The sequence below is a fragment of the Nocardia sp. NPDC049149 genome, from assembly GCF_043197455.1.
In the GTDB taxonomy this organism is placed as follows: domain Bacteria; phylum Actinomycetota; class Actinomycetes; order Mycobacteriales; family Mycobacteriaceae; genus Nocardia.
The window spans coordinates 382,542-409,176 of sequence record NZ_JBICTD010000003.1; the positions used below are offsets into that span (position 1 = coordinate 382,542).

At 67.1% G+C, this 26,635-nt stretch carries 23 protein-coding genes; 5 read left to right on the plus strand and 18 right to left on the minus strand.

Translation table 11 applies throughout. The features are described from left to right. The first annotated feature begins 88 nt into the window (after positions 1-88). Positions 89-2,203 (plus strand): alpha/beta fold hydrolase, encoded by a 2,115-nt coding sequence (locus ACGFNJ_RS12630; RefSeq protein WP_393446611.1) that lies wholly within the window; start codon positions 89-91, stop codon positions 2,201-2,203. A 57-nt stretch (positions 2,204-2,260) separates the two neighbouring features. On the opposite strand, the gene ACGFNJ_RS12635 is transcribed toward ACGFNJ_RS12630, so the two are convergent. Next, complete coding sequence (locus ACGFNJ_RS12635; protein WP_393446613.1) at positions 2,261-3,337, minus strand: LCP family protein; 1,077 nt, start codon at positions 3,335-3,337, stop codon at positions 2,261-2,263. Positions 3,338-3,924: 587 nt separating this feature from the next. After that, a complete protein-coding gene (gene holA, locus ACGFNJ_RS12640; RefSeq protein ID WP_393446615.1) occupies positions 3,925-4,896 on the minus strand; it encodes a DNA polymerase III subunit delta in 972 nt (323 codons plus the stop codon). A 385-nt stretch (positions 4,897-5,281) separates the two neighbouring features. On the opposite strand from holA, the gene ACGFNJ_RS12645 reads away from it, so the two are divergent. Then, complete coding sequence (locus ACGFNJ_RS12645; protein WP_393446617.1) at positions 5,282-5,701, plus strand: LytR C-terminal domain-containing protein; 420 nt, start codon at positions 5,282-5,284, stop codon at positions 5,699-5,701. Positions 5,702-5,711: 10 nt separating this feature from the next. Here ACGFNJ_RS12645 and ACGFNJ_RS12650 read toward each other — a convergent pair whose 3' ends face one another. From ACGFNJ_RS12650 to ACGFNJ_RS12660, 3 genes are all read right to left on the minus strand, one after another. After that, positions 5,712-6,134 (minus strand): nitroreductase family deazaflavin-dependent oxidoreductase, encoded by a 423-nt coding sequence (locus tag ACGFNJ_RS12650; protein ID WP_393446619.1) that lies wholly within the window; start codon positions 6,132-6,134, stop codon positions 5,712-5,714. A 693-nt stretch (positions 6,135-6,827) separates the two neighbouring features. After that, positions 6,828-7,205 (minus strand): DUF4870 domain-containing protein, encoded by a 378-nt coding sequence (locus ACGFNJ_RS12655; RefSeq protein WP_393446621.1) that lies wholly within the window; start codon positions 7,203-7,205, stop codon positions 6,828-6,830. A gap of 159 nt (positions 7,206-7,364) precedes the next feature. Beyond that, the gene (locus ACGFNJ_RS12660) at positions 7,365-7,904 is read right to left on the minus strand and encodes a TetR/AcrR family transcriptional regulator (RefSeq protein ID WP_393446623.1); all 540 of its coding nucleotides are present in this window, start codon (positions 7,902-7,904) and stop codon (positions 7,365-7,367) included. Between the two features lie 127 nt (positions 7,905-8,031). Between ACGFNJ_RS12660 and ACGFNJ_RS12665 the strand changes: the two genes are divergently transcribed. Together ACGFNJ_RS12665 and ACGFNJ_RS12670 are read left to right on the plus strand one after the other, a co-directional pair. Continuing rightward, entirely contained in the window at positions 8,032-8,397 is a 366-nt protein-coding gene (locus ACGFNJ_RS12665) for a hypothetical protein (RefSeq protein WP_393446625.1), read from the plus strand. A gap of 69 nt (positions 8,398-8,466) precedes the next feature. Then, complete coding sequence (locus ACGFNJ_RS12670; protein WP_393446627.1) at positions 8,467-9,138, plus strand: molybdopterin-dependent oxidoreductase; 672 nt, start codon at positions 8,467-8,469, stop codon at positions 9,136-9,138. Positions 9,139-9,196: 58 nt separating this feature from the next. Here the strand turns inward: ACGFNJ_RS12670 and ACGFNJ_RS12675 are convergent, their stop codons facing one another. Together ACGFNJ_RS12675 and ACGFNJ_RS12680 are read right to left on the minus strand one after the other, a co-directional pair. Beyond that, positions 9,197-11,830 (minus strand): ComEC/Rec2 family competence protein, encoded by a 2,634-nt coding sequence (locus ACGFNJ_RS12675; RefSeq protein WP_393446629.1) that lies wholly within the window; start codon positions 11,828-11,830, stop codon positions 9,197-9,199. A 580-nt stretch (positions 11,831-12,410) separates the two neighbouring features. After that, entirely contained in the window at positions 12,411-13,466 is a 1,056-nt protein-coding gene (locus ACGFNJ_RS12680) for a helix-hairpin-helix domain-containing protein (protein ID WP_393446631.1), read from the minus strand. A 331-nt stretch (positions 13,467-13,797) separates the two neighbouring features. Between ACGFNJ_RS12680 and ACGFNJ_RS12685 the strand changes: the two genes are divergently transcribed. After that, positions 13,798-14,580, plus strand: a complete 783-nt coding sequence (locus ACGFNJ_RS12685) for a DUF5984 family protein (RefSeq protein ID WP_393446633.1) — start codon at positions 13,798-13,800, stop codon at positions 14,578-14,580. A gap of 29 nt (positions 14,581-14,609) precedes the next feature. Here the strand turns inward: ACGFNJ_RS12685 and ACGFNJ_RS12690 are convergent, their stop codons facing one another. The 11 genes from ACGFNJ_RS12690 to ACGFNJ_RS12740 all read right to left on the minus strand — a co-directional run bounded on the left by ACGFNJ_RS12690 (position 14,610) and on the right by ACGFNJ_RS12740 (position 26,502). Next, entirely contained in the window at positions 14,610-15,446 is an 837-nt protein-coding gene (locus tag ACGFNJ_RS12690) for a DegV family protein (protein WP_393446635.1), read from the minus strand. Positions 15,447-15,449: 3 nt separating this feature from the next. Continuing rightward, on the minus strand, positions 15,450-16,145 hold the full coding sequence (octT, locus tag ACGFNJ_RS12695; RefSeq protein ID WP_393447818.1) for a diglucosylglycerate octanoyltransferase: 696 nt from the start codon (positions 16,143-16,145) through the stop codon (positions 15,450-15,452). 484 nt (positions 16,146-16,629) lie between these two features. After that, positions 16,630-17,289 carry a histidine phosphatase family protein gene (locus tag ACGFNJ_RS12700; protein ID WP_393446637.1) on the minus strand — a complete coding sequence of 220 codons (660 nt, stop codon included), beginning with the start codon at positions 17,287-17,289 and terminating at the stop codon, positions 16,630-16,632. 76 nt (positions 17,290-17,365) lie between these two features. After that, entirely contained in the window at positions 17,366-17,779 is a 414-nt protein-coding gene (gene rsfS / locus ACGFNJ_RS12705) for a ribosome silencing factor (RefSeq protein WP_069166705.1), read from the minus strand. A 28-nt stretch (positions 17,780-17,807) separates the two neighbouring features. Continuing rightward, positions 17,808-18,452, minus strand: coding sequence for a nicotinate-nucleotide adenylyltransferase (gene nadD, locus ACGFNJ_RS12710; protein ID WP_069166704.1), 645 nt, complete (start codon positions 18,450-18,452; stop codon positions 17,808-17,810). A 94-nt stretch (positions 18,453-18,546) separates the two neighbouring features. Further along, entirely contained in the window at positions 18,547-20,601 is a 2,055-nt protein-coding gene (locus ACGFNJ_RS12715; RefSeq protein WP_393446640.1) for a hypothetical protein, read from the minus strand. A gap of 4 nt (positions 20,602-20,605) precedes the next feature. Beyond that, the gene (locus ACGFNJ_RS12720) at positions 20,606-22,456 is read right to left on the minus strand and encodes an HSP90 family protein (RefSeq protein WP_393446642.1); all 1,851 of its coding nucleotides are present in this window, start codon (positions 22,454-22,456) and stop codon (positions 20,606-20,608) included. A 59-nt stretch (positions 22,457-22,515) separates the two neighbouring features. Next, positions 22,516-22,857 (minus strand): MmcQ/YjbR family DNA-binding protein, encoded by a 342-nt coding sequence (locus ACGFNJ_RS12725; RefSeq protein WP_393446644.1) that lies wholly within the window; start codon positions 22,855-22,857, stop codon positions 22,516-22,518. Between the two features lie 12 nt (positions 22,858-22,869). Further along, positions 22,870-24,297, minus strand: coding sequence for a VWA domain-containing protein (locus ACGFNJ_RS12730; RefSeq protein ID WP_393446646.1), 1,428 nt, complete (start codon positions 24,295-24,297; stop codon positions 22,870-22,872). Positions 24,298-24,301: 4 nt separating this feature from the next. Beyond that, positions 24,302-25,186 carry an AAA family ATPase gene (locus ACGFNJ_RS12735; protein ID WP_393446648.1) on the minus strand — a complete coding sequence of 295 codons (885 nt, stop codon included), beginning with the start codon at positions 25,184-25,186 and terminating at the stop codon, positions 24,302-24,304. Between the two features lie 50 nt (positions 25,187-25,236). Then, positions 25,237-26,502, minus strand: a complete 1,266-nt coding sequence (locus ACGFNJ_RS12740; protein ID WP_393446650.1) for a glutamate-5-semialdehyde dehydrogenase — start codon at positions 26,500-26,502, stop codon at positions 25,237-25,239. Between the last annotated feature and the right edge of the window lie 133 nt (positions 26,503-26,635).

Below are 26,635 nucleotides of genomic sequence, written 5' to 3' on the forward strand. Positions count from 1 at the left end.
CGCGTTCCGTTGCGGGCCGAATCACCCACCGACAGAGGAAATCCCGCACGGCTCGAAGCTTGTCATGCGCGGCCAGTATGGTCGGGGCATGTCGTCTACGCCGGACTCCTTCCCCCGCCGGAGCGCTCGCACCCAGCGATTTACGCTGGGTGCGCCACGCGCATTCACCGTGGCGCCCGACGGCGCGCACGTCGTGTTCCTCCGCTCCGCCTCCGGTACGGATACGGCGAGCTCACTGTGGGTCCTGGATGCCGCGCTCGGCGAAGAGCGGGTAGCGGTCGACCCTCGCGTCTTGCTTGGCGGCGCGACCGAGGACCTGCCGCCAGAAGAGCGCGCACGTCGCGAACGCAGCCGCGAGGGCGGTGCGGGCATCGTCGGCTACGCCACCGACGATGCCGTGGAGTTGGCGTCCTTCGCTTTGTCGGGCCGGTTGTTCGTCGCCGAATTGAGGAAGGGCACGACACGTGAGCTTCCCGCCGCCGGACCGGCGATCGACCCGCGCCCCTCCCCCGACGGCAGGCACGTCGCCTATGTGGCGCACGGGGCGATGCGGGTCGTCGATGTCGAAGGCAAGGACGAGCGGGTGCTCGCCGAGCCGGAGTCGGCCACCATCACCTACGGATTGGCCGAGTTCATCGCGGCCGAGGAAATGAGCCGCTTCCGGGGCTTCTGGTGGTCGCCGGACTCACAACGGCTGCTGGTCGCGCGCGTGGACGATACGCCGATACGGCGCTGGTGGATCTCCGACCCGGCGCAGCCGGCAAGCGCACCACGGGAGGTCGCTTATCCAGCGGCAGGCACCGACAACGCGGACGTGCGACTGTTCGTGCTCGGCCTGGACGGAGTGCGCACAGAGGTCGTCTGGGATCGGACGCGCTATCCGTACCTCGCGCGGGTGCACTGGTCGCAAGCGGGTGACCCGCTGCTGCTCGTGCAGGCGCGCGATCAGCGCAGTCAGCTGTTGTTGGCGGTGTCTCCGGACACCGGTGCGACCAGGACCGTGCATGCCGACGAGGATCCGGTGTGGCTTGATCTGTTCCCCGGCACGCCCTGTTGGAATCCGTCGGGAGATCTCGTACGAATCGCCGACGAAGACGGCGCACGGGTCCTCATGGTCGGTGAACGCCCACTGACCGACGCGCGGCTGCACGTGCGCGCGGTACTCGACGCCGGGCAGGACGACGTGTTGCTCACCGCCTCGGCCGGCGCCGAGGCCGACGCGCCCGAGACCGGCGAGATACACGTCTATCGCGTCAATGAGCAAGGTCTGCAACGGGTTTCGCACGAGCCCGGCGTGCACTCGGCGGTGCGCGCCGGGGACATCACCGTGTTGGTGTCCGCCACGCTCGCGCGGCCGGGTGCCGACGTACAGGTGCTCCGGGGTGAGACGCGGGTGGCGACGATCGCCTCGCATGCGGAAGATCCCGGCCTTACCCCTCGCGTCACGCTCACCGAGGCGGGCGCACGGCGCATTCCGTGTGCTGTGCTGCTTCCTCGTGATCACGACGGTGTGACCCCGCTGCCTGTCCTCATGGATCCCTACGGCGGCCCGCACGGCCAGCGGGTGTTCGCCGCGCACAATCCGCATCTCACCTCGCAGTGGTTCGCTGACCAGGGTTACGCGGTCGTGGTCGCCGACGGCCGCGGCACGCCCGGTCGTTCCCCGGCCTGGGAGAAAGCGATTCGAGACGATCTCGCGGCGGTCGTCCTCGCCGACCAGGTGGACGCGTTGCAGGCGCTGGCCGACGACTTCCCCCTCGATCTGGATCGAGTCGCCATCCGCGGCTGGTCCTTCGGCGGGTATCTGGCGGCGCTCGCGGCGCTGCGCCGCCCGGATGTCTTCCACGCGGCCGTCGTTGGTGCGCCGGTCACCGATCTGCGTCTGTACGACACCCACTATCAGGAGCGCTACCTCGGCCACCCGGACGAGCAGCCGGAGATCTACCGGCGCAACTCGCTGATCGACGACGCGGGCTTGGTGGACGCTGTCGAACCACACCGCCCGATGATGATCATCCACGGTTTCGCGGACGACAACGTGGTTGTCGCGCACTCCCTTCGACTGTCCTCGGCGCTGCTGGCCGCAGGTCGGGCACACGAGGTGCTCCCGCTGTCCGGCGTCACGCACATGACCCCGCAGGAGTCCGTCGCCGAAAACCTGCTGCTCCTTCAGCTCGACTTCCTTCGGCGGTCGCTCCCGTGACCGCCCCACTCGAAATGTGGCTCGGCGCAACCCATTAGGGCAGTCCGCGCAGGTGCGTCAGTTCACGCAGGGGACGGTGTTGCCGGCGATGATCGTGTCGACCGGCTTGCCGACATCCGGTGCGGGGCCGGCTGATTCAGCGTTGGGGTGGGCAAGGGTGATGACGGGAGCCGGGTGGTTGAGGAGGGCAACGGTGGGGTCGGCGTCGCTGAACGCGGCGCGGACCTCGCGGCGGATGGCGACCGGGTCGACGATGTTGACGTCTTGGCCGTTGATGGTGTCGTAGCGGAGCACCGGGAGGGTGCGGAACTCGACGGACGGACTGTCGGCTGTGCCGAGGGTGCGGAGGAAGTCGGTGATGTTCCAGCCGTCGGACAGGACGATGTTGCGGTGGGCGACATCCATCAGCGCGGTCAGCTTGCCGACGTCGGTGAACGTGCCCGCATTGCGGAGGTCGAGCGCCACCGACGTCAGGAAGGCCTGCTGGCGGTGGGTCCGATCCAGGTCACCGTTCTCCAGGCCGTGGCGTTGCCGCACGAAGGCGAGCGACTGAGCCGGGTCCAGGCGTTGCCTGCCCGCCGGGAACACCGCACCGGAGTAGTAGCTGTCGTCGACCGGCTTGTTGAGGCAGACCTCGACGCCGCCGAGCGCCTTGGACAGGTCGTAGAACCCGGCGAGGGTGACTTCGGCGAACCTATCGATCGGCACGCCGGTGAGGTCGCGCACCGCCTGCACGATCGACGCTCGCCCCGCCTCGCGGCCCGCGCGTTCCAGCGCCTTGCGATCGGTCATGCCTTGGCTGATCAGCTGGTCCTGCACGGCGGCCTTCTTCAGGCCGTACGCTTCCTTGATCTTCATGCTCGAGTAGCCGGGGATGCCGGACACCTTGACGTAGTCGTCGCGTGGAATCGATACCGCGACAATGTTTTTCATGTCAGCTGGGATGTGCACCAGGATCAGCGTGTTGGCGTTGTACCCGCCGACGTCGCCGTCGCCTGCGTGGAGTTGATCGACGATCTCCTGCGGCAGGTCGTCGCCGTCCTGGTCCTTGCGGGTGTCCAGGCCGATCAACAGGATGTTCATGTCACCGGCGAGTGAGCGCGGCGCATTCACGCCGAGCGCCGCCGACCTCACGAATCCTTTGTCGAACCGCCCGGCCGTTGCCCAACCGACCGCGGTTGCGCCGAGCACCACTGCCGACAAACCGCAGGCGATTACTTTTGCCGCGGCGCGGCCGATGCGACGCTGCGCACGCGCGCGATTCTTCGGCCGTCGAACGTGCCACGCACGGGTCCGCCGGAGATCGTCAACCGGGGAGACCGGTGCAGAGTGCTCGTCCATTACCAAATCCAGTTTGACATGAATTCAGTAACTGGCAATTTGCGAGATTCTTGGAGTGCATGTCGATCAAGGTGTCGCGAGTGGTCTTCGAATCCGTCGTGATGCCGTCGGGAAATCAGTGAATCGGTGGAAGAAATGGTGTTTGACGGCGCGATTTCGCTTCATTTCGGTTGACTGTTGGATTCGTTCGACCAGCTCGTCGACACATCATTCGCCTAGCCGAATGCGCACCGATGTGTGTTTCAGCACACATTCAGCGTCACAACAAAAGCGGTGCCCAGATCCGCGCTTCACGGCCTGGCTCGCCTTCACACGCTCGCTCGTGTCCCTGAACACCAGGGAGGAAATCTTCGCCGTCGGCAGAACCGTGCGGCTTGAATTCACCCCGCCGAGTGGAGGTCGAGGATTTGAGCGAGCGCATGCTCCAAGGCGTAGTTGGCGTCCGCCGCGCCACCTTTGACATCGGCGTTGAGCGCGGCAACAACTTGCAGCGCCGAACCAATCGTGGCGGGCGTCCAGTTGCGGGCTTGCGCCTGAGCCTTTTTCACCTTCCACGGCGGCATACCCAGTTGCTGAGCCAATTTGAACGGATCCCCACGACCCGCGGAACCCACCCTGGCAATGGTGTGCACGGAATCGGCGAGCGCATCGGCGAGCAGAACATGCGGCACGCCACGATCATTCGCCCACCGCAACGCTTCCATCGCGCCGGAACGGTCACCCGCAACGGCCAGTTCGGCGACATCGAAACCGGACACCTCCGCCTTGCCGGAGTAGTAGCGCCGAACAGCCGCGACATCGATCTTCCCGCCGGTGTCGGAGACCAGCTGCGAGCAGGCCGCGGCAAGCTCACGCAGATCGGACCCGACAGACTCCAGCATCGCCTGCACCACATCGCCGGCGACCCGCACCCCGGCAGCGCGGAACTCGTTGCGCACGAACTCCACTCGCTCGGCGGCCTTCGTCAGCTTGGCGCAGTCATGCCCCACCGCACCGACCTTCTGCAACGCGGGCACCAGCGCCTTCGCGCGCCCACCACCCGAATGCAGCACCACGAGCACGACACCCTCCGGCGGATCGCTCGCCGCGTCGGTGATCACCGCGACCGCGTCCTTACCCGCCTCGGCCGCCGACTCCAGAATGATCACCCGGTCCTCGGCGAACAGCGAAGGGCTCAACATCTCGGCCAGCTCAGCCGTGCTCGCGTCCCCCGCGCGCATCCGATCGACCGGCACCGCATCGGCGTCCGGCGCCAACGCCCGCACCTGCGCGGTGATCTCCCCCACCGCCCGCTCGACCAACAACTCTTCGTCACCGAGCACCAAATGCACCGGTGCAGGCCGCTCACTCATCCCCGCACCTCACAGACGCTCGACTCGACCAGCAACGCAATACCCATCTCATGCCCACCCCTCGCCGACTCCCCGCTCGGGTAGGACCGAGAACTCGACTGTGCGCGCCTCGCCCTCGCCACACTCCATCGAACGCGAAGGTGGTGTGTCCATGGTTCGCTCGCTGCGGTCGGTCACGGCAGAGATCCTACGTTCCCCCTCCGACAGACCCCCGGCACCGGTCGCGCGTGTCCACCGGGGCGGGCGGGAGCGCGCTTCCGACCACCCGCCGGACCCAGACCCTGCCGACGCCACTCGAGAGCCGCAGGTCGTGCACCTCGAGCCATTGATGATCTGATGACGCGGCTGAGAGGATGTTCGAGTTCCGTTCTGATAGGCATCGAGGATGAGCTCGAGAGCGACCGCCGCCGTAGCCGTTTCGGCGATGATCCTCGTGGCGGGTTGCGGAGCAGACGACGGTCACTCGGCCAATAGCCCCACACTGGGCACAGGTTCCGCGCCAACCGCATCCGACGTGATGCTGAATGTGCAGAACGGCGGCGGCCGCCTCGGCGTGGCCTCTTGCATCGCAAAGGTCTTGTCCGCACAGGGATTCGCTATCAGCGAGGTCTTGAACGCGCCAGGTGGTGAACGCGCAGGAAGTTCGATCACCTACGGTTCCGGCGCGGAAACCGTAGCCAACGCCTTGGCGAGCAAACTCGGTATGACTGCCACGAAAGCCATTGGTGTCAAAACAGGAATCATAGAGTTGATCGCCGGAAACGATGCCGCCACAATCGGACCCATCGCGGCCTGTGTCAAATGAGTATGTCCGTTCAGTCGGTGGGGGTGAGCACCACGACCGGGATTTGTCGGCCGTGGTCGGCCTCGAAATCCGCTAAGAACGGGGTGGCCGCCAGCTGCCGTTCCCACAGCCGCTGCCGTTCGGCGCCTTCGACGACGGTCGCGGTCACCCGCACGATGTCCGAGCCGACCTCGACCGTCGCATGCGGGTGCGCACGCAAGTTGTAATACCAGCCGGGGCGTTTCGGCCGTCCGCTGTTGGCAGCGAAAACGACCAACCGATCCCCGTCTCCCAGATAGGTCAGCGGCCAGGTCCGCGACTGGCTACTACGAGCACCAATCGTGGTCAGCAGCAATAGATTCCGGCCTTCCCATGGTCCGCTGACCTGCCCGCCGTTATCCCTGAACTCAGCGATCACCGCCCGAAGCAGCTGTCGCCGTTGCTCATCCGACATGCAATCTCCCACCCTCCGAGGACACCGTCTCCTTCGACAAGCACCCCCTGAAGGATAAGCAACATTCAGCGTGGAACGCGCCAACCCAGCTCGTGCAACTACTGCGCATTTGCCCAGCTTGGGTCAGCCCGGAATATGGCTGCAACGCAATCGAGCGAACACACTTCGGCAGTTCCCGACGTGCTACCGACACCAGCGGCTCGAGATGATCTCTGCCCGTCGCTCTTCCGCACACCAGCGCTGGCCGCTTCGGTCCGCGCATATCGCGGCTATGAGCGGACATCCTCGTTCGGACCGATGATTTCCGGCCGCGGCGGTCGTCCGAACCGTCATGCAACGAAGGGTGGCTGGGATGGACACCGCATCCCGGAACTCCCGTCCCCAGTAACCCCCAAGCAACGGCGACAGGGGTGGGGCGGCGATCGATCTCACCTTCGACGCCGGTTCCGCGAGCTGTCCGGCGAGTGCACCACAGCATGCGTTGAGTCTGCACGGCTAGACGGTATGCAGAGGCCACACGACCGGAACGGGAGATCTGCGGGGTCGCATTGAGCATTGCGGACCTGGTCACGATCCGCATCGGCGGAATCGCGCACTCGGGTGGCAGGTCCGGCTGAGATACCGCGACGTAGATGTTCGGCGCGGACGCCAACGGCCCGAGATAGCCTCGGGCCGTTGATCTTCGGGTACGCACTACTTGACCGAGTTGGCCAACCGGTCGGCATAGGGGGCAGTGAATCTTCCGACGATGGGAAGCTCTGCGCGGACGCCGCCGGTGCTGTTCGCCCGGACCATGGCCATGATCCAGATTACGACCGCGAAGACCCCGAGTGCGAGTCCAGCGAGGCTGAAGATGATACCCAGCGCTCCGAGGAGCGAGCCGAGGATGCTCAGCACAACATTGACGACCGCGACCGCCCCGAAGAAGACGATCGACTGCGAGGCATGGAATTTCACGTCCGGATCGTTCTTTCCCACAAAGAGGAAGATGATTCCGGTGAGCCATCCCAGCGCGTACGCCAGGATCGCACTGGTCTTTTTGTCCAACCCGGTGGACTGCGGCTGGTTCATGGGAGATTGAGAAGATGTCATGCGGTAAGTAGACACCGCGCGCCCCACCTACCGATCCCAGGTTTCCGCACAAACCGCACAAGCCGCGAGGCAGTTCCGAAGCCGCTACGCGACCTGCGCGGACGCAGCGGAACCCTGTTCATCAGCGCGCTGATCGTCCTATGCCGCGCCGAGCACCGCCAGCGCAGCACCGACCGCAGCCGTCCGTAGTTGCGCGGGCGGTGCGTCGGGCAGTTGCAGGCAGCAGTCCTGAATTCCGCCGAATGCCATGATCGCCCGCGCGGCCTGATCAAGGGTTGGCTCGGCTCCGAACACGAGTTTGACCAATCGTCGACGCCAGTCCAGCACCGCGTCAACGGATTCGACTTCTCCTAGCATCCTCAGCTCCGCGAGAACGAGCATCAGCTTTTCGCGATGGCGATAGTGGAAGTCGAAGTAGTCCGCCAGTAGCTCGGACACCACAACGGTGTTTGGCCGCTCGTGCCTCACCACGAGTTCCTCCCCCTCCTGAATCAGAGGTTGCACGATGCTGCGAATCAGCTCCTCCCGCGAGGAGAAGTGGTAGTAGAGCGCAGGTTTCGTGATGCCGAGACGAGTCGCGATGTCCTGCAGACTGGTGCGCTGGACCCCCTGCCGGGCGAACATCTCGAGCGCGACTTCTTGGATGCGCTCTCTGGTACTAGGGGCGGAACGGGCCACTCGACAACTCTAGCTGACTTACCGGAAGGTAAATGCTACGCTTACCTTCCGGTAAGTCAGTTCGCGGCGCACGCACAATCAGCGAGCGAACCGAGCAACCATAGGGGGGCCTGTGGACTCACATTCGTTGGCAATTTTCTGGGGCCTGGTCACCGTGGGCACCTACCTACCAGCCCTCGCCAACCAGCGGTTCTACGACGCGCTGTTACGCGCCAAAGAGAATGCCGAGTTCGTGATCCTGTCCGGGCTGATCAGCCTCGTCACGGGCGCGGCATCGCTTGCGGTGGAACACCGTTGGGAATGGGGGCTGGTCGGCGTGCTGACCACGATGGGATGGGTCAACACGCTCAAGGGCATCGTGCGGTTCTTCGAACTCGACTTCGCGCGCAACGCGGTCCGCAAGACGAATGACCATCCCTTGCTCGTCTACGTCTACATGTCGCTGGCGTCAGCGTTCGGCTGTTACCTGCTGTACCGAGGTTTCTGGACGTGAGAGCAGGCCTCGGTGCCGCGCCCGAATCACGAGATCAACAAAGGCGCGGCATCGAATGAGAGGATCGGCATGACACTTCCCCCAGGCCAGCGCGCCGTCGACGGATTTCCACGCTTCGGCACGCATCTCCATCGCCCACCTCCGCCTGTCCCTGCCGACCCGGTCATTGCGATCGAAGGAGCCCTGACCGAGACCTTCGCCCTGTCCATGACCGACCTCGCAAAGCCGCCGCGGCGCGAACTAGGAGCCGACTTCCATTGTGTCGCCGGATGGTCGGCAACTGGACTGCGGTGGGAGGGAACCGGGTTCGAGTACCTGTACCGCACGCGGGTCGAACCGCTGATCGAGCCGGGCGCCTCGATCAGCCACGTCGTGTTCGAAGGTCTCGACGGCTTCCGGTCGATCGTCTTGCTCGAGGACGCTTTGGCCGACGACGTGCTCATCGCCGACCGCCTCGACGGACGGCCACTCAACGGCGACCACGGTGCCCCGGTGCGGCTGGTCAGTCCGAGCCAGTACGGCTTTGTCAACATCAAGCACCTCTGCCGCATCGAATTCCGCACCTCCGAACCGCCTGTCCTCGACAGATTTTCGCCCCTCGCAGCACACCGCCGAGCACGGGTCTGGCACGAAGAACGGCACCGCTTCCTTCCCGGCCGGGTAGTGCGACCCCTCTTCCGAATGCTGATCGGCCCGATCCGCAGGCTCAGCGCCAGAGGCAGTCGCCAATCGCCGCTGTGATCCGAACACCGCCCGATGAGATCGAGCAAGACTGCATGCCCGGCATGCCCCGGACACCTCATCGTGCTGACACCAGCTCGAGCGATTGCTCGCTGCCGAGCACGAGGATGTCGCCGTGTTCATCTGTTCGGACCACGGTGGTGCCCAGTTCCGACAGTTGTGCGAGGACCGTGGCGTTCGGGTGGCCGAAGGTGTTGTCGGCGCCGACGCTGATCACGGTTAGGCGCGGTTGCACGGCGGCGAGGAATTCTTTTGTGGTGGTTCGTGATCCGTGATGTGGGAGTTTGAGGACATCGGCTCGGAGCGAGATGCCTGTGTGCATCAGAGCGTTCTGTGCGGATTCTTCGATGTCGCCGGTGAGCAGGATGCGTCCGGCAATCGTGGTGGCGGCGAGGACGATCGAGCGATCGTTGGCTTCGTCGGCCTCGGCACCCGGAGTGGGTCGTGGAGCATCCGGCCCGGGCGCGAGCACTTGTACCTCGACTGAGCCGAATCGGAACGCCTGCCCAGCCGACAGCTCCACAATCGGAACCGCTGCACGCTCTGCGCTTTTCACCACTTGTGCCAGGCCTTCCACGCGCCCTCGCTGGCCGGTATGCCCGTCACCCGTCGCTCGGCGATCATCCCCCACTGCACACCGCTCGCTCGCAGTGCTGCTATCGCCCGCCGAGGCGCGCTCTGCACGCGAAACTCCGGGCTCGTTGCTCCCCAGAAAGCCTTCAGCCGCTGGCGATTCGCATTTCTCAGTCGCGGTGCGGGATTGATGGTCGCCGACCATCGCGCCCGGGCCAGGCTGAAGGTTTCGAGGCTTCTCCGACTCCGCGGTGACGCCTGGGGCCAAACCGTCGAGCTCGTGCAGGCCGACGGCGATGGCGGCAACCTCTCTGCCGTCGAGCGCACCGGTCAGGCCATCGATGTGGTCGGCGTGCGGGTGCGTCAGTACCAGCAGCGCGATACGCGAAATGTGGAGGCGGTCAAGGCAGGTTCGGATTCGGCGCGGGTCTGGGCCGACATCGATGACTACCGCGGTGTTACTGCCGACCGACAGGGCAAGGCCGTCGCCCTGGCCCACGTCGCAGGCCGCCAGCACCCACCCGTGGGGAGGCCAGCCTGGGTGCCAGATGCGGACCGGGATCAGTACCGCTGCGATCGCGAACGCCGCGATCAGGGTTATTCGGCGAACCGTCGCCACGCGCAACGCCAGGATTCCGACAGCGGCGATCGTGCAGGCGATCGCTCCGCCGAACAATCCACCGGGTACCGCGATCGACGCACCGGGCACGCCCGCCGCATGATCGGCGACGGACAGCAACCACCACAATGGTGGAGCGGCGCAACGGATTATGAGCTCGGCCAAGGGTGACCACAGACAGGCAAGAGCGGCGCCGGTCGCACCTATCACGGTGATCGGGGCGATCACGGGTGCCACCAACACATTCGCCAGAATGGCGACCAGGCTGAGCTGGCCCGTCAGTGCGACCATGAGCGGTGTGGTGACGACGAACGCACCCGCTGACACCGCGACGATCTCGGCAGGAACGCGCCACCACCCGCGGGCCCGAAGCCAATCAGCCCAGCTCGGCGCCAGCAGGATCAGCCCCGCGGTGGCGAGCACCGACAGGGCGAAGCCTGCGGACACCGCGAGCGCGGGCCACACGGCGAGCAAGCCGATGACCGCGGCACACAGTGCGGGAAGTGCCTGCTTCTTGCGCCCGGTTACCAAGGCCAGCAACGTGATTGCGCCCATCGCACCGGCCCGCAGGACGCTCGGATCAGGCCGCGCAACCACCACGAACATCACCAGTGCCAACGCCGCAACCGCTGCCCCTGTCCGCGGGCCGAGGGTAAGCACTCGCACCACGAAGAGCACCACCGCGAGCACGATCGTGAAATTGGCCCCGCTGACGACACAAAGATGGGACAGTCCAGCGATTTCGAACTCCGCGCGGAGCTCTTCGGGCAGCCCGGAGGTGTCCCCGACGACTAGAGCGGGTAGGAGTCCAGCCGGCTCCTCGGATAGCGCCTCGGAGGTCGCGGTCGCGAAATCGGTTCGTATCGAACGGGCCGCGCCTTGCCACCACGGCAATGCACCGACCGCCTTCGGCGCACCCTGCGCCCGCAACGTGACCACCGTCAGATCACGCTGCCTCGGCAGATCCGCTTTCGCCTGAAACTCCACCGCCTGCCCGGGAGACACCGTCGCCCACCCGTCACCGGACGCCAGAATCACCACGGCCCCACCGGTCCGCACTGTCGTCCCGCCGTGCCGATACTCGCGCAGGCTCCCCCGCACCACCCACCGACTCCCGCCGAACGAGTTGCCGCGCACCGCCTTCGGATCCCCGGTCGGCGTCACCACCACCCGCAACGACAACCCCACCGCCGTCCGCAGCGGATGCGTCGCCACGCGATGCTCCCGCCACGCCCCCGCCATCGCGAATCCGGCCGCCAACACCACCGCCGCCGTCACCACGAGCACAACAACCCGCCCGGACTCACGCCGATGCGCCATCCCCCACAACAACAGCACCCAAAGCCCAATCGCCACCCCCACCAACACCGCACCGAGCACAACCCCGGCCACCCACCCACCGGTCAACGCCACAATCGTTGCCCCCCAACACCCCAACGCCGCAGGCAACAACCGCCCATCCAGGATCTGCGCCTCCTCCACCCCCTCCTCTCGGTGCACGCCCTCCCCGTCGTGTCGACCAGCGACGCAAACACTTTCGCAGTCACTACCGGCACAGCAGTCATCACCGGTCGTCCGCCCGCCGCCGCTCCAACGACCACCTGCATCGCAGTCGACACTCACACCGTCGCGATCCACCACCTCACCACCACGCCAAGCGAAACCACCGTCGCCTTGCTCGTCTATGACACACGCACTTTCGCTATCACTATCGAGACGACAGTCATCATCAACGTGCCGCCCGCCGCCGCTCCCACGCCCACCCGCGCTGCGGTCGGCACCTGCGTTGCGGTCGAGACTCGCACCATCGTCATCTACTGCCGCACTGCGACGGTCTTGCGTGCGGTCGGCACACGCTGCTTGGTCGAGTTCGGTACCTACAGCGCACGGTGGTTCAGCGGCAACGGGTTTCGGACCTTGGCTCGGTTGGCTGGTGGCGGCCCTGGTTTGGTTCCCCCGGTTCACTGCGACGTCGTTTCCGCACTGTTCGCGGGCGGGCCAACTCCCGTGGCAGGGGGTTGTTCGGGGAGGGATATGCGTGGGATTGGTTGGGTGGTGGCTTCGTGTCGGTTGGGCGTGCTCATATCTGGACCAGGTCGCGGAGGCGGGCGAGGCGGGCTGGGCCGATGCCGTCTACCTGGCCGAGTTGGGTGATGTCGGTGAAGCGGCCGTGGGATGTGCGCCAGGTGATGATGGCTTTGGCGGTGATCGGGCCTACGCCGGGGAGCGCGTCGAGTTCGGATTCGGTGGCGGCGTTGAGGTTTACGCGACCGGGTGGGGTGGCGGGGCCGGATGGGTGCGTGGTTGGCCGACCGGTTGCGTTGATGGTGGTGCTGCCGAGGCGGGGCGGGCCTGGGGTTTGTCCGGGCGGGCCGACCAGGACTTGGTCGCCGTCGATCAGTGGTTGAGCCATGTTGAGGCCGGTGAGATCGGCGCCGGGTTGTGGGCCGCCTGCCGCGGTGAGGGCGTCGGCGACACGGGATCCGGCGGGCAGGCGCACCAAGCCGGTATGTTGCACCAATCCGACCACGCTGATGACCAATTCGGTGGCGGGTGGGGCTGCGGCATGCGGCTGCGGTGTGGCGCCGGGTGCCGCGGCCGCCGAAGGGAGGGCGCTCGACAGCTTCGCGGCGGCGGGGGTCGTGGTCGTCGGCACCGCGGCCAGCGGCGGTACCGGCAGGGCGACGGGCCGCTCACGGAATACGACGACGCCCGCGACTACCGTCGCCACCACCCCGACCACCAGCAGAGTGCGCACACCACGGCGTCCTGGATCGAATCTGATGCCCCGAAACCGCTCCGGCACAAGACGATCCCGCCAGCCGGAAACGGCGGGCTCGTCCAGCCACTCCGGAGAAGAGACCGGACCGACCTCGTCGTCGATGTCCAGCTCGGGCAGCTCCGCCAGATCCCAGCTCCCGGACTGGACTGAACCGACTCGATGCTGCGGCGCGTCGACCGCATCCGAATGCTGGTCGGTGCCACCCCCATCGGACGTTCGAACCTCCTCCGACGGACCCGCCACCGACGTCGGCCGCTTGCCCGCTCGCCAGGGCGCGTCGGGCACCGCTGCCTTCCACCGCGCAGTACCGAGTCGCCGGGGGCCGTTCTGCCATTGCGCGGGGGCTGATCTCACGAACCCAGGTGAACGTCGATGCGCGACGGTCCGCGCGCCCGAGAGCGGGCGATCGGCGTTGGGTTGCGACGCTGTCATGCTGGCGCCGACTCGGTTGGTCAGTGCGCCAATTCGCCGCTGGATTCGGTCGCGCTCGTCCTGTCGTGACATGGGGGCGACGGTAGTGCCGGGTTGCGGTGAAACAGCGTGGCCGAGCAGGGAATTCGCTTGGGGTGTGGATAACGCGGAGGTGTGCACAACTCGCCGACGACACGCCAAGAGAACCGGACACAGCCGCCGATTGGCGGCTGCTCATCCTACGAATTTCGCGCATAGGTGCAAAACTTGCCTCGTGATCCGATTCCATTTCGGCTTGGCACCGATCGGCCGAGTTGAGCCGTGGGGAGATCAGTACCGAACTCTGCACTGGTTCACGTTGACCGAGGGTTGGTACTGCATCGACCTCGGCGACCATGAACTGCTGCGGTACTCCGACCGCACGACCGAACTGCTGCGCGCCCAGGCGGGCCGGCAGGCGACGCCGCAGCACCCGTATGTCGACTACTACGTGGCTCGGCTGTGGGAGGACATGCTCGCGCTGCTGCCGACGGCGCTCGAACCGGTCCCCGCCGACCTCGTCGACTTCATCGACAGTGCCTCGGCGGACTGGTCGTTGCCGGAGACGCCGGAAGCCGAGGCCGCGTCGATTTGGTACGGCGACCACACCTTGGACACCGGATACCTGTGGTTCGGCCCGCACCTGCGGTGGTGGCGCACGGTCGACGAAACCTCGGACATCCTCACCGTCGCATGGCATCACCCGACCGATCCGGAGAGCGAGATCGAGTTCGCCGGTCCGTCGTCCGGCCGATTCAGCCTGCCGACGGACGACTTCCGCAGTGCTGTCGTCGAATTCGACCGGAACCTGATGTCGGCCGTCGCGCGACGCGTGCGCAAGTTCCGCACACTCGGCCCACCGACGGGTATCGAGATAGATCTCGACCTGCTGGTGCACGAACAGCGGACCAGGACGCAATGGCTGCCTGAAGCGATGCGGCGCCGCCCCGAAACGGACTGGGACGCAGTCCGAGCCGGCGCCCGAACCCTGCGTCAGTCCACCTCCGCCGCTCACTGATCCGAAGTCCGCCAGATCGGCGGGTCCGGCTACGGCGACGGAAGGACGAGGACTCCCACGGCCCCTGGGCCGAGGTGCACCCCAAGAGCCGGGCCGAATTCGGCGATGATCAGTTCACGGATACCAGGAACGAGGTCACGCAGCTGGGCGGCAACGGTATTCGCGGCCTCTTCGGCACCGAGGTGCTGGACGGCGATGGTCGCACCGTCGTCGCCCGCCGCATCGACCGCCGCCGCAACAAGTTTCGCGAACGCCTTGGAACGGGTACGCACCTTTTCCCGGAGTTCGAGGCGACCCTCGACGATCTGCAACAGCGGCTTGGTGACCAGGTCGCTGCCGAAAAAGGCTGCGGCGGAACTGAGCCGACCACCACGACGCAGCTGTTCGGTCCGGTTCACCAGGATGAAGGTGCGGGCGCGGGCCGCCGCGGCGACCGCGGTGTCGTAGACGACGTCGAGCGCCGCACCGTCGCGGGCCCGGCGTGCTGCCGTCAGCACCGGCAATCCGGTGGCCAGTCCCGCGCCGAGCGAATCGACCAAGCGCACCTTGTCGGCAGCGTCCATATCGCGGACAGCTTGCCGACCCGCCTCCCATGTCCCGGACAATTGCCGCGAAATATGCACCGCGACAACACCATCGCCGTCACTGCGAGCCAACGCCGCCTCGTAGACGGCCCGTAGCTCGCCCGGCGATGCCGCCGAGGTGGTCACCGTGTCCGAGGAGTAGTCGATGTCGACGGGGTCGACACCTTCACGGATGGTCCGGTCGCCGATCAGCACGTGGATGGGGACAATGGCGATGTCCAGCTCGTCGACGAGTTCGGCAGGGAGGTTGGCGGACGAATCCGTCACGACCACTACGGCCACGGACTACCGAACCTCCTGCAAGGCCTTCACCATCGCATTGGCCACCGCCGTGTGCCCGGCCCAACCCCAGTGAATGCCGTCCGGGTTGGCCTCGCCGGAGAAGATGTTGTCGCGCACCGCTTCACCGAGGTCGACCAGCGGCACCGAGGTGCGTGCCGACCACGCTTGCATGGCCCGCACCGCGCGCGGACGCCCGGAGTGCACTCGGCCGTAGGCATCGCAGTTGTGCACGGACGGCAGCACCGCGACGACCGGCAGGCCCGGCCGCAAGTGCGCCAACGCTTCCCGCGACTGCTCCAGGTAGTCGACGCTCACCTTCGGCGGAAGGGCAACGGGGCGGCCGAGTTTCGACAGCTTGGGCTGCAACCAGTTGTAGGCGGCACGAACACCGCGCCGCAGCACAGGCGGACGCACGTATCGGATCAACTCACGCAACGCGGTCGGCAGCGGCGACGGCAACGAATCCATGCCGCCGACGGCGAACACCACGGCGCCCGCCCGCGGCACCGCCGCCCACACTCGGGGATCGCCGATCAACGCCCAGTAGGCATCCCGGCAGGTCCAGCCGATCCGTCCGACCAGCTCGACATCCCAATCCAGCTCGGCCCCAACAAGGTTCGGCCAGATCCGGGGATGATCCGCAGGCAACCCGCCTTTGGGCCCGAAGTACGACAACGAGTCCGCGATCACCAGCAGCACGGGCCGCCCGGTCGCCGAGGCACTCGAAGCACCTACCGCAGTAGCGAACTCGGCTTCCGACGAGGTCTCGACGCCGACAGGTACACCCGACGTCACGTCACCATCGGCGACCGCAGATTCCGACGAGATGCCATCGGCGACAGCGGATTCCGATGAGACACCAACACCGACAGCAGATTCGGTCACCGCCCCCGCGGCGACAGCGCCCGCGACCTCGCTCGAGGCACCCGATACACCGGAATCACCCGCCGCGACTACCGATTCGAGGGGTGGGTCAACAGAACTAGCGGGTACCGCAGAGTCCGCATCATCGGCCCCCGCCTCGCCCTCATCGGCACCCGGCTCGGCACTCGCCGACTCCGCACCCGCCGGCTCGGCCGGCGCAGGCACCGGAGGCGGACCGAACAATGCATCCGGGATAGAACGTTCCGGTTTCGCCGAGGCCTTCCGGAACAACTCATCCGGGACCTGCCGAATCGGATCTTCAGAGGACATCCGGGGCCACCTTCGCAGCTGCGTTCCACACATCGAGGCGCCATCCTGGCTGATCGATGCTTGGACCGTGGCTGCTGAGCTGCACCCAGCTGGTATTGGCCAGTCCGCCGAGGGCGGGCCAGTTGGCTGGCGGCAAGTCGAGCAGCGCGGCCGTGAGCGCGGAGATCAGCCCGCCGTGCGCCACCAGGATGATAGTCCGGCCCGGCCAGTCCTGCCGCTCGAGAAATAATTCCCGGACTACGGGCAGCGACCGCGCGCCGACCTCGAGTTTGGTCTCCCCGTTGGGCGGCCGAAAGGTAGCGTCGAGCCGCCAGGCCACCCGCGCTCCGGGGTAGTCGGCGTCGACCTCGAGGTGGGTCAACCCTTCCCAGTCACCGAGATCGGTTTCGCGCAGCCGAGGATCGGGCACCACTTCGAGCGCGGTGTGATCGGCGAGCGCGGTGGCGGTTTCGAAGGCGCGCCGCAGATCCGAGGCGATGATCGCGATGGCCTTACGTGAAACCAGTTCGCGCGCGGCCTCTTTCGCCTGACGGCGACCGAGTTCGGTGAGATCGGTGTCGATCTGCCCCTGCATCCGGTCGGCGGCGTTCCATTCGGTCTGCCCGTGGCGTAACAGAATCAGAGTGCGCACGTGGGCGTATTTACTCACGACTGCGCCTCGCTGACGCTCGGCTCCGTCGCGCGCAATGGCACGCTGTGTCCTCGGTTCACTCGCTGACGCTCGTTCACTCGGCGTCGCCCTGCGCCTCGCCGTTCACCGCCGCCTGCGCGCCCGGTGCACCGAGGCCATCCACCGGGACAACCGGGCAGTCCTTCCACAACCGTTCCAGCGCGTAGAAGTGGCGCTCGTCGTTGTGCTGGATGTGCACCACGACGTCGACGTAGTCGAGCAGCGCCCAGCGCCCTTCCCTGGTGCCTTCGCGGCGCACCGGCTTGTGCCCGGCCTCGCGGAGCTTCTCTTCGACGTTGTCGACGATGGCGTTCACCTGACGCTCGTTCGGCGCGGAGGCGATCACGAAGCAGTCGGTGATCACCAGCTGCTCGGACACGTCCAGCACCACCACGTCGGAGGCCAGCTTCTCGTCTGCCGCCCGCGCGGCGACCTGCGCGATCTCGACCGACTCGACCGACGCAGTCATGCTTGCCCCCCGCTACACTTCCGCTCGCTCACTTGCTACCTTCCGCTCCTGCGGTCACATACAGGTTCCGCTTCGATATGTACTGCACCACGCCATCGGGGACGAGGTACCACACCGGCCGATTCTCGGCGGCGCGGCGACGGCATTCGCTCGACGAAATGGCCAGCGCCGGGATTTCGACCATGGTCACCGCATCGGCCGGAAGATCACGCAAGTGTTCCTCGAGATGATCGGTATTCAGCTCGTACCCCGGACGGCTCACCCCGACAAACCTCGCCAGTTCGAACAGTTCCGCCCAATCCTGCCATGTCAGGATGTTGGCCAGCGCATCCGCTCCGGTGATGAAGTACAGCTCGGCGTCGGGATGCTTGCTGCGCATCTCCCGCAGCGTGTCGACGGTGTAGGTGACCTTTTCCCGGTCGATGTCGGCGCGGCTGACCGAAAAGCTGGGGTTGGAGGCGGTCGCGATCACGGTCATCAGGTAGCGATCCTCGGCCGGACTGACCTGTTTATCCGCCTTCTGCCAGGGCTGACCGGTGGGGACGAAGATCACTTCGTCGAGGTCGAACCGATTGGCGACCTCGCTGGCGGCGACCAGGTGGCCGTGGTGGATGGGGTCGAAGGTACCGCCCATCACGCCCAGTTTGCGGCCGCGCGGACCTGTCTCGTGCATGAGTGCCGAGCTTAACGGGTGCGTTCCCGAGGACCGGGGTCGGCAAGCCGCGGGGCGGTCATCCGACCGCCCCGCGCGTTCCACCCGTACCCGGCTACTGATCCGCCGACCAGTCCTCGTCGTCGGCGTCGAGCATTTCGTCGAGGTGCCGACGGGTCTCCGCGAGTTCGTCGGTGAGCTCCGCGCTCGGCGCCTGGCGCACGGCTTGCTCCAGCTCGTCGATCAACCCGTGCATCGCGCTGAGCCATGGCTTGCCGTCGACCGCCTCGTTCGTCCACATCTGCAGCCAGGATGCGGCGCGCACACAGTGCGCCCGCCACGCAAGCCGCCCGAGCTCGCCGCACAGTTGCGCGGCCCGCAAATAAGCGGCCATCGCCGCCTCGTCCTGATCACAACGATCCAGCGCCTTAGCGGCCGACATGGCGAGCTCGGCCCGCAGTTCGAGCCGATCGGGCTCCTGCTCGATGAGCTGTGCGCCCGCCGCGAATTGCCGTGCGGCGTCCTCGTAGCGGCGCAGCGCATTCAACGATTCACCGAATTGACCGAGCACCACCGCCAATTCGGCGGCCGGATAGGGAACACTGTTGCTCGCCAACGCCTCTTCGAAAAGCGCGACCGCCTCGCCGTGCCGTTCGGCGCGGCGGAAGGCGCGTGCCGCGATCACGGTGTGGTGCAACAGGTCTGGTTCAGACAGACCTTCCCATCGGGCAGCGGCGCGCACCGCGGCGTCGGCCACGTCGATGTCGCGGTCCGGCTGTCCGGCGATCGCGGTGACCAGCTGTGAGCTGAGCCGCGCCAGTTCTTCGGCGGGCACGATGCCGACGCCGATCGACAACGCTTCGCGCAGCCGCGCTTCGGCTTCCGCGGGCGCGCCTGCCAGGCACGCCGTGCCGAGTTCGGACAACCGGCGCACCTCGGCGATCCGGTCGTCCGCGGCGACGGTGCGCGGTCTGCCACCGACGACTCGGATGGGGCCGGACGCCGTGAGCTCGTCCGGGGCGACCGCGTGACCGGCCGAGGTCGCCATCGTGACGCCGCGGCCGGAGACTATCGGCTGCCGTAGCCGGCTGCGCACACCGAGCGGTAGTCGTTCGAGCAGCGGCTGCGCGGCAAGTCGCGCGGCGATCCTGGTGCTCACCGAGGTGTTTCCGTTGCGCAGGTCATATCGCGTGCAGAGGCCGGCGATCTCCGTATCCAGTTCCGCCAGTAACGAATCCACGGTACTCGACGCGACAGGCAGATGCCCGAGCCCGAGCGTCGCCAGCCTGCGCAGCAGCACGCACACCCCGGTGAGGAACGACAGTCGCGCGCCTGCGTCCGCGCCGGGATCGGCGAGCCACCGCGCATGCTCGGCGAGAATCTCGAGCCCGCGGCCTTCGTTGCCGGTCAGCGCGCAGAACTCGATGTGCAACGCGACCGAAGGACGCAGGCTGTCGCTGTGGCGAGCCAGCGGATAGCCCGCCAGATGGGCACCGCGCGCCTCCGCGACCCGGCCCGTGCGCACCAACGGCAGCAAAGCCTCCGCCAGCACCCGATGCGGTTCCTCGTTGCAGGTCAGCTCGCCGTCGATGACCGGCTGCCAGTGCGCGAGCGCGGCCGCGTCGTCGGCAAGCGCCGCGCTGCCGACGCCCCACGCGTGCCGCTCGCACGCATCGCAGTCGGACATGCTGTCCCGCGGCGCCGCCATGGCCGCCTCGTGCAGCCGTGCGCCTTCGGCCGGGTCGCCGAGCTTGCACGCCAGCTCGGCGCGCAGTGCGAGCACCGGACGCAGGCTGTAACCGCGTTGGCGGTAGCGACTTTCGAGCTCGTCGAACCACCGATGGACAGTGGCGAGCGGTATCGCCGGGTTGTCGATCAGCCCCCAGGTCATCCACTTCAGGTACCAGTGCACCGAATACGTCAGCGGGCCGAGTTCGGCCGGGTACTCGTCATAGATCTGCAGCAGCCTGCCGTAGGCGACCGGTGCCAGATCGCGCTCGCTCGCATAGGCGTACGACTCGGCGAGCTCCAGCAGCACCCGCCCCTCCAGCTGCCGATCCGAACCCGATTTCGCCGCCGCCGCAAGGGTTTCCAGCCGCTCCACCCGGATTCGGCCTTGCGGCAGACGGGAAATCTGCCCCAGTGCCTGGTTGATCTCGGTGGCATCCACCGTCCTACTCCGTCTCTTCCCCGGCGCCCGCGGCGCGTTGTGTTGCCCAACTGAGGAATTCACCGAAGGCGCGGTTGAGCAATGCGGTGTCGGCCGCCCGCAGCGGGCGGTGGGTCAGCAAAAGGGCCTGCCCGTACAGCGATTCCACCGCGGTCTTGAGGAAGTCGGGGTCGCTGATGCGCGTCAGCCTGCGCACCACCGGACTGTTGTAGTTGAGCACCAGCTGGGCACGGGGCGCGGCGGCGTCGAGCGCGTCCAGGATCTCGGTCCACAGCGCATTCGCGCCGATCGCCGTCTCCGCCCTGGTGCGTTCGTTGCGTGCGGCCCGGCCGTCCAGGTAGAGCGCAGGCACCGAAACCGGGTGGAAGGCACGCAGAATCACGTCACACGAGAGCGGATCCATGGTGGCACGTGCGAGTGCGAGGATCGGCGTCAGCGCCAGCTCCTCCTCCGGGTCGACCGGGTCGAGCGCGGCGGTGATGGTGGCCGCGTCGAGGTCGATGACCTCGACGCCGGGCAGCAGCTGCGGCAGCAACGCGACCAGCTCGCGGTCGTAGGCGTAGCCACCGTTGACGACGCCGATCCCCTGCGCCGCGGCGGTCGAGGACACCTGGCGGAACTCCTCCACCGTGGTCGTCACCCGGATGACGGGGTGGTTGCGGGCGAACTCGGTCAGTGGTACTCGACCGTCCGTGGTCTCGAAGGTCAAGTGCGGCATCATGATCTGGAACAGCTCGGGCGAATGCGTTGCCATCGCCTTGACGCCGAGCGCGTGCACCGCCAGGAAGGCGGCCAACCGCTGCGGCTGCTCGGCCGCGATCTCGGTGAGCCAGTCGCGGACCCGATCACCGAGCACCTCCCGGATGATGGACAGCCGCTCGTCCTCGTAGAGACCCTCGCGGGAGGCGGTCGGGCGCAGCGAATCGGTGTCGATCACGCAGCGCACGAAGAACGCCCAGTCCGGCAGCAGCCCGCGCACCGCGTCGCCGAGCAACATGCCCTTGAGGTAGACCCGGTGTGCGCTGCTCTCGGCCGGATTGCCCGGCTGCGCAAGCACATACGCGACGCCGCTCACCCCGGCCAGATCCGTGTCGAGTTCGATCAGGTCCAGCGGGGTGAATCCCAGTGTGCGCTCGCCGAAGTCGAGCAGCGCGGCCCTGCGCTCGACCTGGGACGGATAGTCGCGCCGCCACACCGGCGGTCCGTCGGTGATCGGCACGACGACCCCACCGGATTCGACGGTGACCGCGTACGGCAACAGCGAACCGAACTCGCGGGCCAGCTCGATCACTCGCCGCGGCGCAAACCACGACTCGGCACCGGTGCGCGGCGTCAGCTGCACCGTGGTGCCCGGCTCGGGGAAATCCTTGGGCGCCAGCGCCCGCACCGAGTAGGTGCCGTCCGCGGCGGCCACCCATTCGACCGGCGCGGCCGACGGATCGCTGGCCGACCGAGTGACCACCCGGATCGTCTCGGCCACCGTGAAGCACGCCAGCAGCCCGATGCCGAACTGTCCGAGGAACTCGCGCCGCGCGCCTTCCAGGTCGTCGCGCTTGGACGACCGGCCGATCGTCGCGAGGAACCGATGGACGTCGGCCTCGGTCAGCCCGACGCCCGGATCGGCGATCCGCAACCCGGTCTCGTCGATGGTGATCCGAATCGCGGTGGGCGCCAGCCGGTCTCGCTGGGCACGCGCGGTGACAGCATCCACTGCGTTCTGCAACAGCTCACGCAGGTACACCCGAGGACTCGAGTACAGGTGGTGAGAGAGTAAGTCGACGATCCCCCGCAGATCCACCTGGAACGAATAACTGTCCGCCACCGCCGCCACACTGTTCGGCGTTCTCTCCACCATGGTGGGCAATCCTGCTGCGTGCGCCCAATGGTTCCCTTAACGAACGCTGATGATGCAGGTCAGGCGGTCGGCCGCCGCGATTTCGGCAACTTGCTGACGATCGCGTCGTAGGAAATGTCGATCAGCTCGCGCAGCTCGTCGGCCGGTATCGCGCCGTCGATGGCTACCGTGTTCCAGCCATATCGGCCGATATAGGCCGAGGCCGCCACGGCGTTCGGATACACCCGGACGAGCTCGTCGGCTTCTTCCCTGGTGCGACCGCATTTGAGTCCCACCGAGGTCGCCCCGAGGAACGCGAAGATCTTGTCGCCCACCTTGGCGACCACATCGCCCTCCCACGGTTCGTCCTGCCAGGCACCGGGTTTCGTCAGGCAATACTTCAGCAGTTCCGCCTCGTCCATCGCTGTCCCTCCTCACACCGGCAGCAGCCGCGACACCACCGCGGTCAGCTGGCTGGCCGAGCGGCATTCGTGCATCTCGATCACCTGCCGGTACTTGTCGGCGGCGGAATCGCCCGAACCCCAGTTCGTTTCCATTTCCGGGTTGAGCCAGTGTGCGTGCTTCGCCGTCTGCACCAGCGCGCGCAACGTCTCCAGTTCGGGGTCACGGTAGTTGGTGCGCGCGTCGCCGAGGATCAGCAGCGAACTGCGGCTGGTGACGGCGTCCGGGTAGTTCCTGGCGAACCCGGCCAACGCGTTGCCGTAGTCGGAATGCCCGTCCATGCCGACGACACCCGCTTCGGTGAAGATCCTGGCCATCGCCTTGTCCAGCTGCGTGCGCGGATCGAAGAACCGGGTCACCTCGTCGGTCTGGTCAACAAACGCGAAAATCCTTACCCGCGAGAACTGTTCACGCAACGCGCTCACCAATAGCAGGGTGAAGTTACTGAACCCGGCAACGGAGCCGGACACGTCACACAGCAGCACCAGCTCCGGTCGCCCGGGCCGCGGCTTGCGGTTCACCAGGTCGATGGGCACACCACCGGTCGACATCGATTTACGCAGTGTCTTGCGCAGATCGATCTCGCCGCGTCGGGAACGCCTGCGCCGCACCGCAAGTCGCGAGGCGAGGATGCGGGCCAGCCGCTGGGTGCTGCGCCGCATCTCGATCAGTTCCGATTCCGAGGCACGCAGGAAGTCGACGTCCTCGGACTGGCGCGACACCGCATAGCTCGCCACGCGTTCGCGGCCGATCCGCTCGGCGACCCGCCGCCGGGTCTCCGCCTCGACCGACGCGCGGAACCCGTCGATGCGTTGCCGCGCAGACCTTCTGGCGATCTCGGTGTCGAATGCGCTGGCGTCCGGTCCGGCCACCAGCGCGGCCAGGATCTTGGCGAGCAACGTCTGCGGCTGCACATCTTTGAGTGCCTGATACGCCGAGAACGACGACCGGCTCGCGGACTGATATTGGCCGAGCTCTTCGACGATCTGGGCCGCCAACGCGTCCAGCTGCCCCTCGGTCCCGTCCTGGGCCATCAGCTCCGCGAGCAGTTCCCGCAGTGCCGCGATGTCGACCTCACCTGACGGTGTCCGCGGAATCTCCGCCTCGTCGATGGCGGCGCTGCGCTGCCCGATCGCGCTCGGAAACCACAGATCGAACAGCCCGTCGAAGGTCGCCCGATGCGTGGTGCGGCGCAGCAACGCGCAGGCCAGGCCCTCGCGAAACACCTCGCGGTCCAGCAGGTCGAGCACCGTGACCACCCGGCCCGCGTCCACCGTCTCCGAGGGACCCACCGGAATGCCCCGCTCGCGCAGCGCTTCGACGAAGCCGACGAGGTGTCCCGGCAGCCCGTGCGGCGCGCTCAGCTCCGGAACATCCGCGGGCATCGATCGCGCGGACATCGGTTCAGGCCAGCTTCAGCTCGGCCAGCGCACGCTGGTGGTCGCTCTGATGCTTGAGCACGACGCCGAGCGTGGCCCGCACGGTGGTGTCGTCCAGATCGTGCATGCCGAGCGCGAGCAGCGTGCGACCCCAGTCGATCGATTCGGCCACCGACGGCAGCTTCTTCAGCTGCATGCCGCGCAGCACGTGCACGATCCGCACCAGCTGGGCGGCGACCGCGGCGGACAGCTCGGGCACCCGGCTGGCCAGGATGCGGCGCTCCAGGTCCTCGTCCGGGAAGTCCAGGTGCAGGTACAGGCAGCGACGCTTCAGCGCCTCGGACAGTTCCCTGGTGGCGTTGGAGGTCAGCACCACGAACGGCTTGCGGGTGGCGGTGATGGTGCCCAACTCGGGGACGGTCACCGCGAAATCACTCAGCACCTCGAGCAGCAGACCCTCGATCTCGACGTCGGCCTTGTCGGTCTCGTCGATCAGCAGCACCGTCGGGTCGCTGCGCCGGATGGCGGTGAGCAGCGGCCGCGAGAGCAGGAACTCCTCGGTGAAAACGTCGGCTTTCGTTTCCTCCCAGTCGTTTTCGCTCGACGCCTGGATCCGCAGGATCTGCTTGGCGTGGTTCCACTCGTAGAGCGCGCGCGCCTCGTCGACGCCTTCGTAGCACTGCAGGCGCACCAGTTCGGCGCCGGAGGTCTGGGCGACCGCCCGCGCCAGCTCGGTCTTGCCGACGCCGGCCGGGCCCTCGATGAGCAGCGGCTTGCCGAGCCGGTCGGCGAGGAACACCGAGGTGGCGGTGGCCTTGTCGGCGAGATAGCCCGTGCTCGCGAGCTTATCGATCACATCATCGACCGAGGTGAAGATCGGCTCTTGGGGCGTCTCGGGAATGGGGGCCACGTGCAGTCCTTCCTTCGGAGACGAGCGGCGCAGGCCGCTCGCTCCTTTACTTATACGGGCCGAATCTGGCCGTCGCCCCACACGATCCACTTGGTGGAGGTCAGTTCCGGTAGTGCCATGGGGCCGCGGGCATGCAGCTTCTGGGTGGAGATGCCGATCTCGGCGCCGAAGCCGAACTGCTCGCCGTCGGTGAACGCGGTCGAGGCGTTGACCATGACGGCGGCGGCATCGACCCGGCTGGTGAAGGCGCGGGCCGCGGCCAGCTCACCGGTGACGATGGCCTCGGTGTGCCCGGTGCCCCAGGTGTTGATGTGGTCGATGGCCGCATCCAGGCCGTCGACCACCTTGAGCGCGATATCGAGGGTGAGGTACTCCTCGCCCCAGTCCTTGTCGTTCGCGGGCACCAGGCCCGGCAGGTCGCCGTGCACGGTGACGCCGTGCCGTTCCAGCGCCTCGATCAGCTTCGGCACGGCGATGGTTGCGATCGCATCGTCGATGAGCACCGTCTCTGCGGCGTTGCACACGCTGGGGCGGCGGGTCTTGGCGTTCAGCAGGATCTGTTCGGCCATGTCCAGGTCGGCCGCGGCGTGCACGTAGACGTGGCAGTTGCCGGTGCCGGTCTCGATGGTCGGCACCGTCGCGTCGCGGACGACAGCGCTGATCAAGCCGGCCCCGCCGCGCGGGATCACCACGTCGACCAGGCCGCGGGCCTGGATCAGGTGCGTGACGCTGGACCGGTCGTCGCTCGGCAGCAGCTGCACGGCGTCGGCCGGGATGTCCTGTGCCGCAAGCGCTTCCCGCAACACCGTGACGAGCGCGGCATTCGAGTGCGCCGCGGAGGACGACCCGCGCAGCAGCGCGGCGTTGCCGGACTTGAGGGTGAGCCCGAAGGCGTCGACGGTGACGTTCGGCCTGGCCTCGTACACCATGCCGACCACGCCGAGCGGCACCCGGACCTGACGCGTTTCCAGCCCGTTCGGCAGCACCGAGCCGCGCACCACAGTCCCGATCGGATCGGGCAGCGCGGCCACCTGACGCAGGCCGGAGGCGATGCCGTCGATGCGGGATTTGGTGAGCCGCAGCCGGTCGATCAGCGAGTCCCCGACGTTGGCCGACTTGGCCGCCAAGGTGTCCTCGGCGTTGGCCTCGAGCACGGTGTCCGCAGCGGCGAGCAGCGCGTCGGCGGCCGCGTGCAGTGCCTCGTTCTTCTGCGCGGTCGTCAGCTGCGCGAGCGTCCGAGACGCGACGCGAGCCTTGCGTGCGGCATCGTGCACCACCTCGCGGACATCGGGCCCGGTCGTCGTTCCTACCGTCATGGGTACAGCCTACTGACCCGGGCATGGACCGAATCCACCGCTGCGCACCGTCCAGAGTCGTGATCCCATTCGGAAGTGATTTCAGTTGCCCATCTGGTCGTCGCGGTCGTCGTCCTCCTATCACTACTATCGC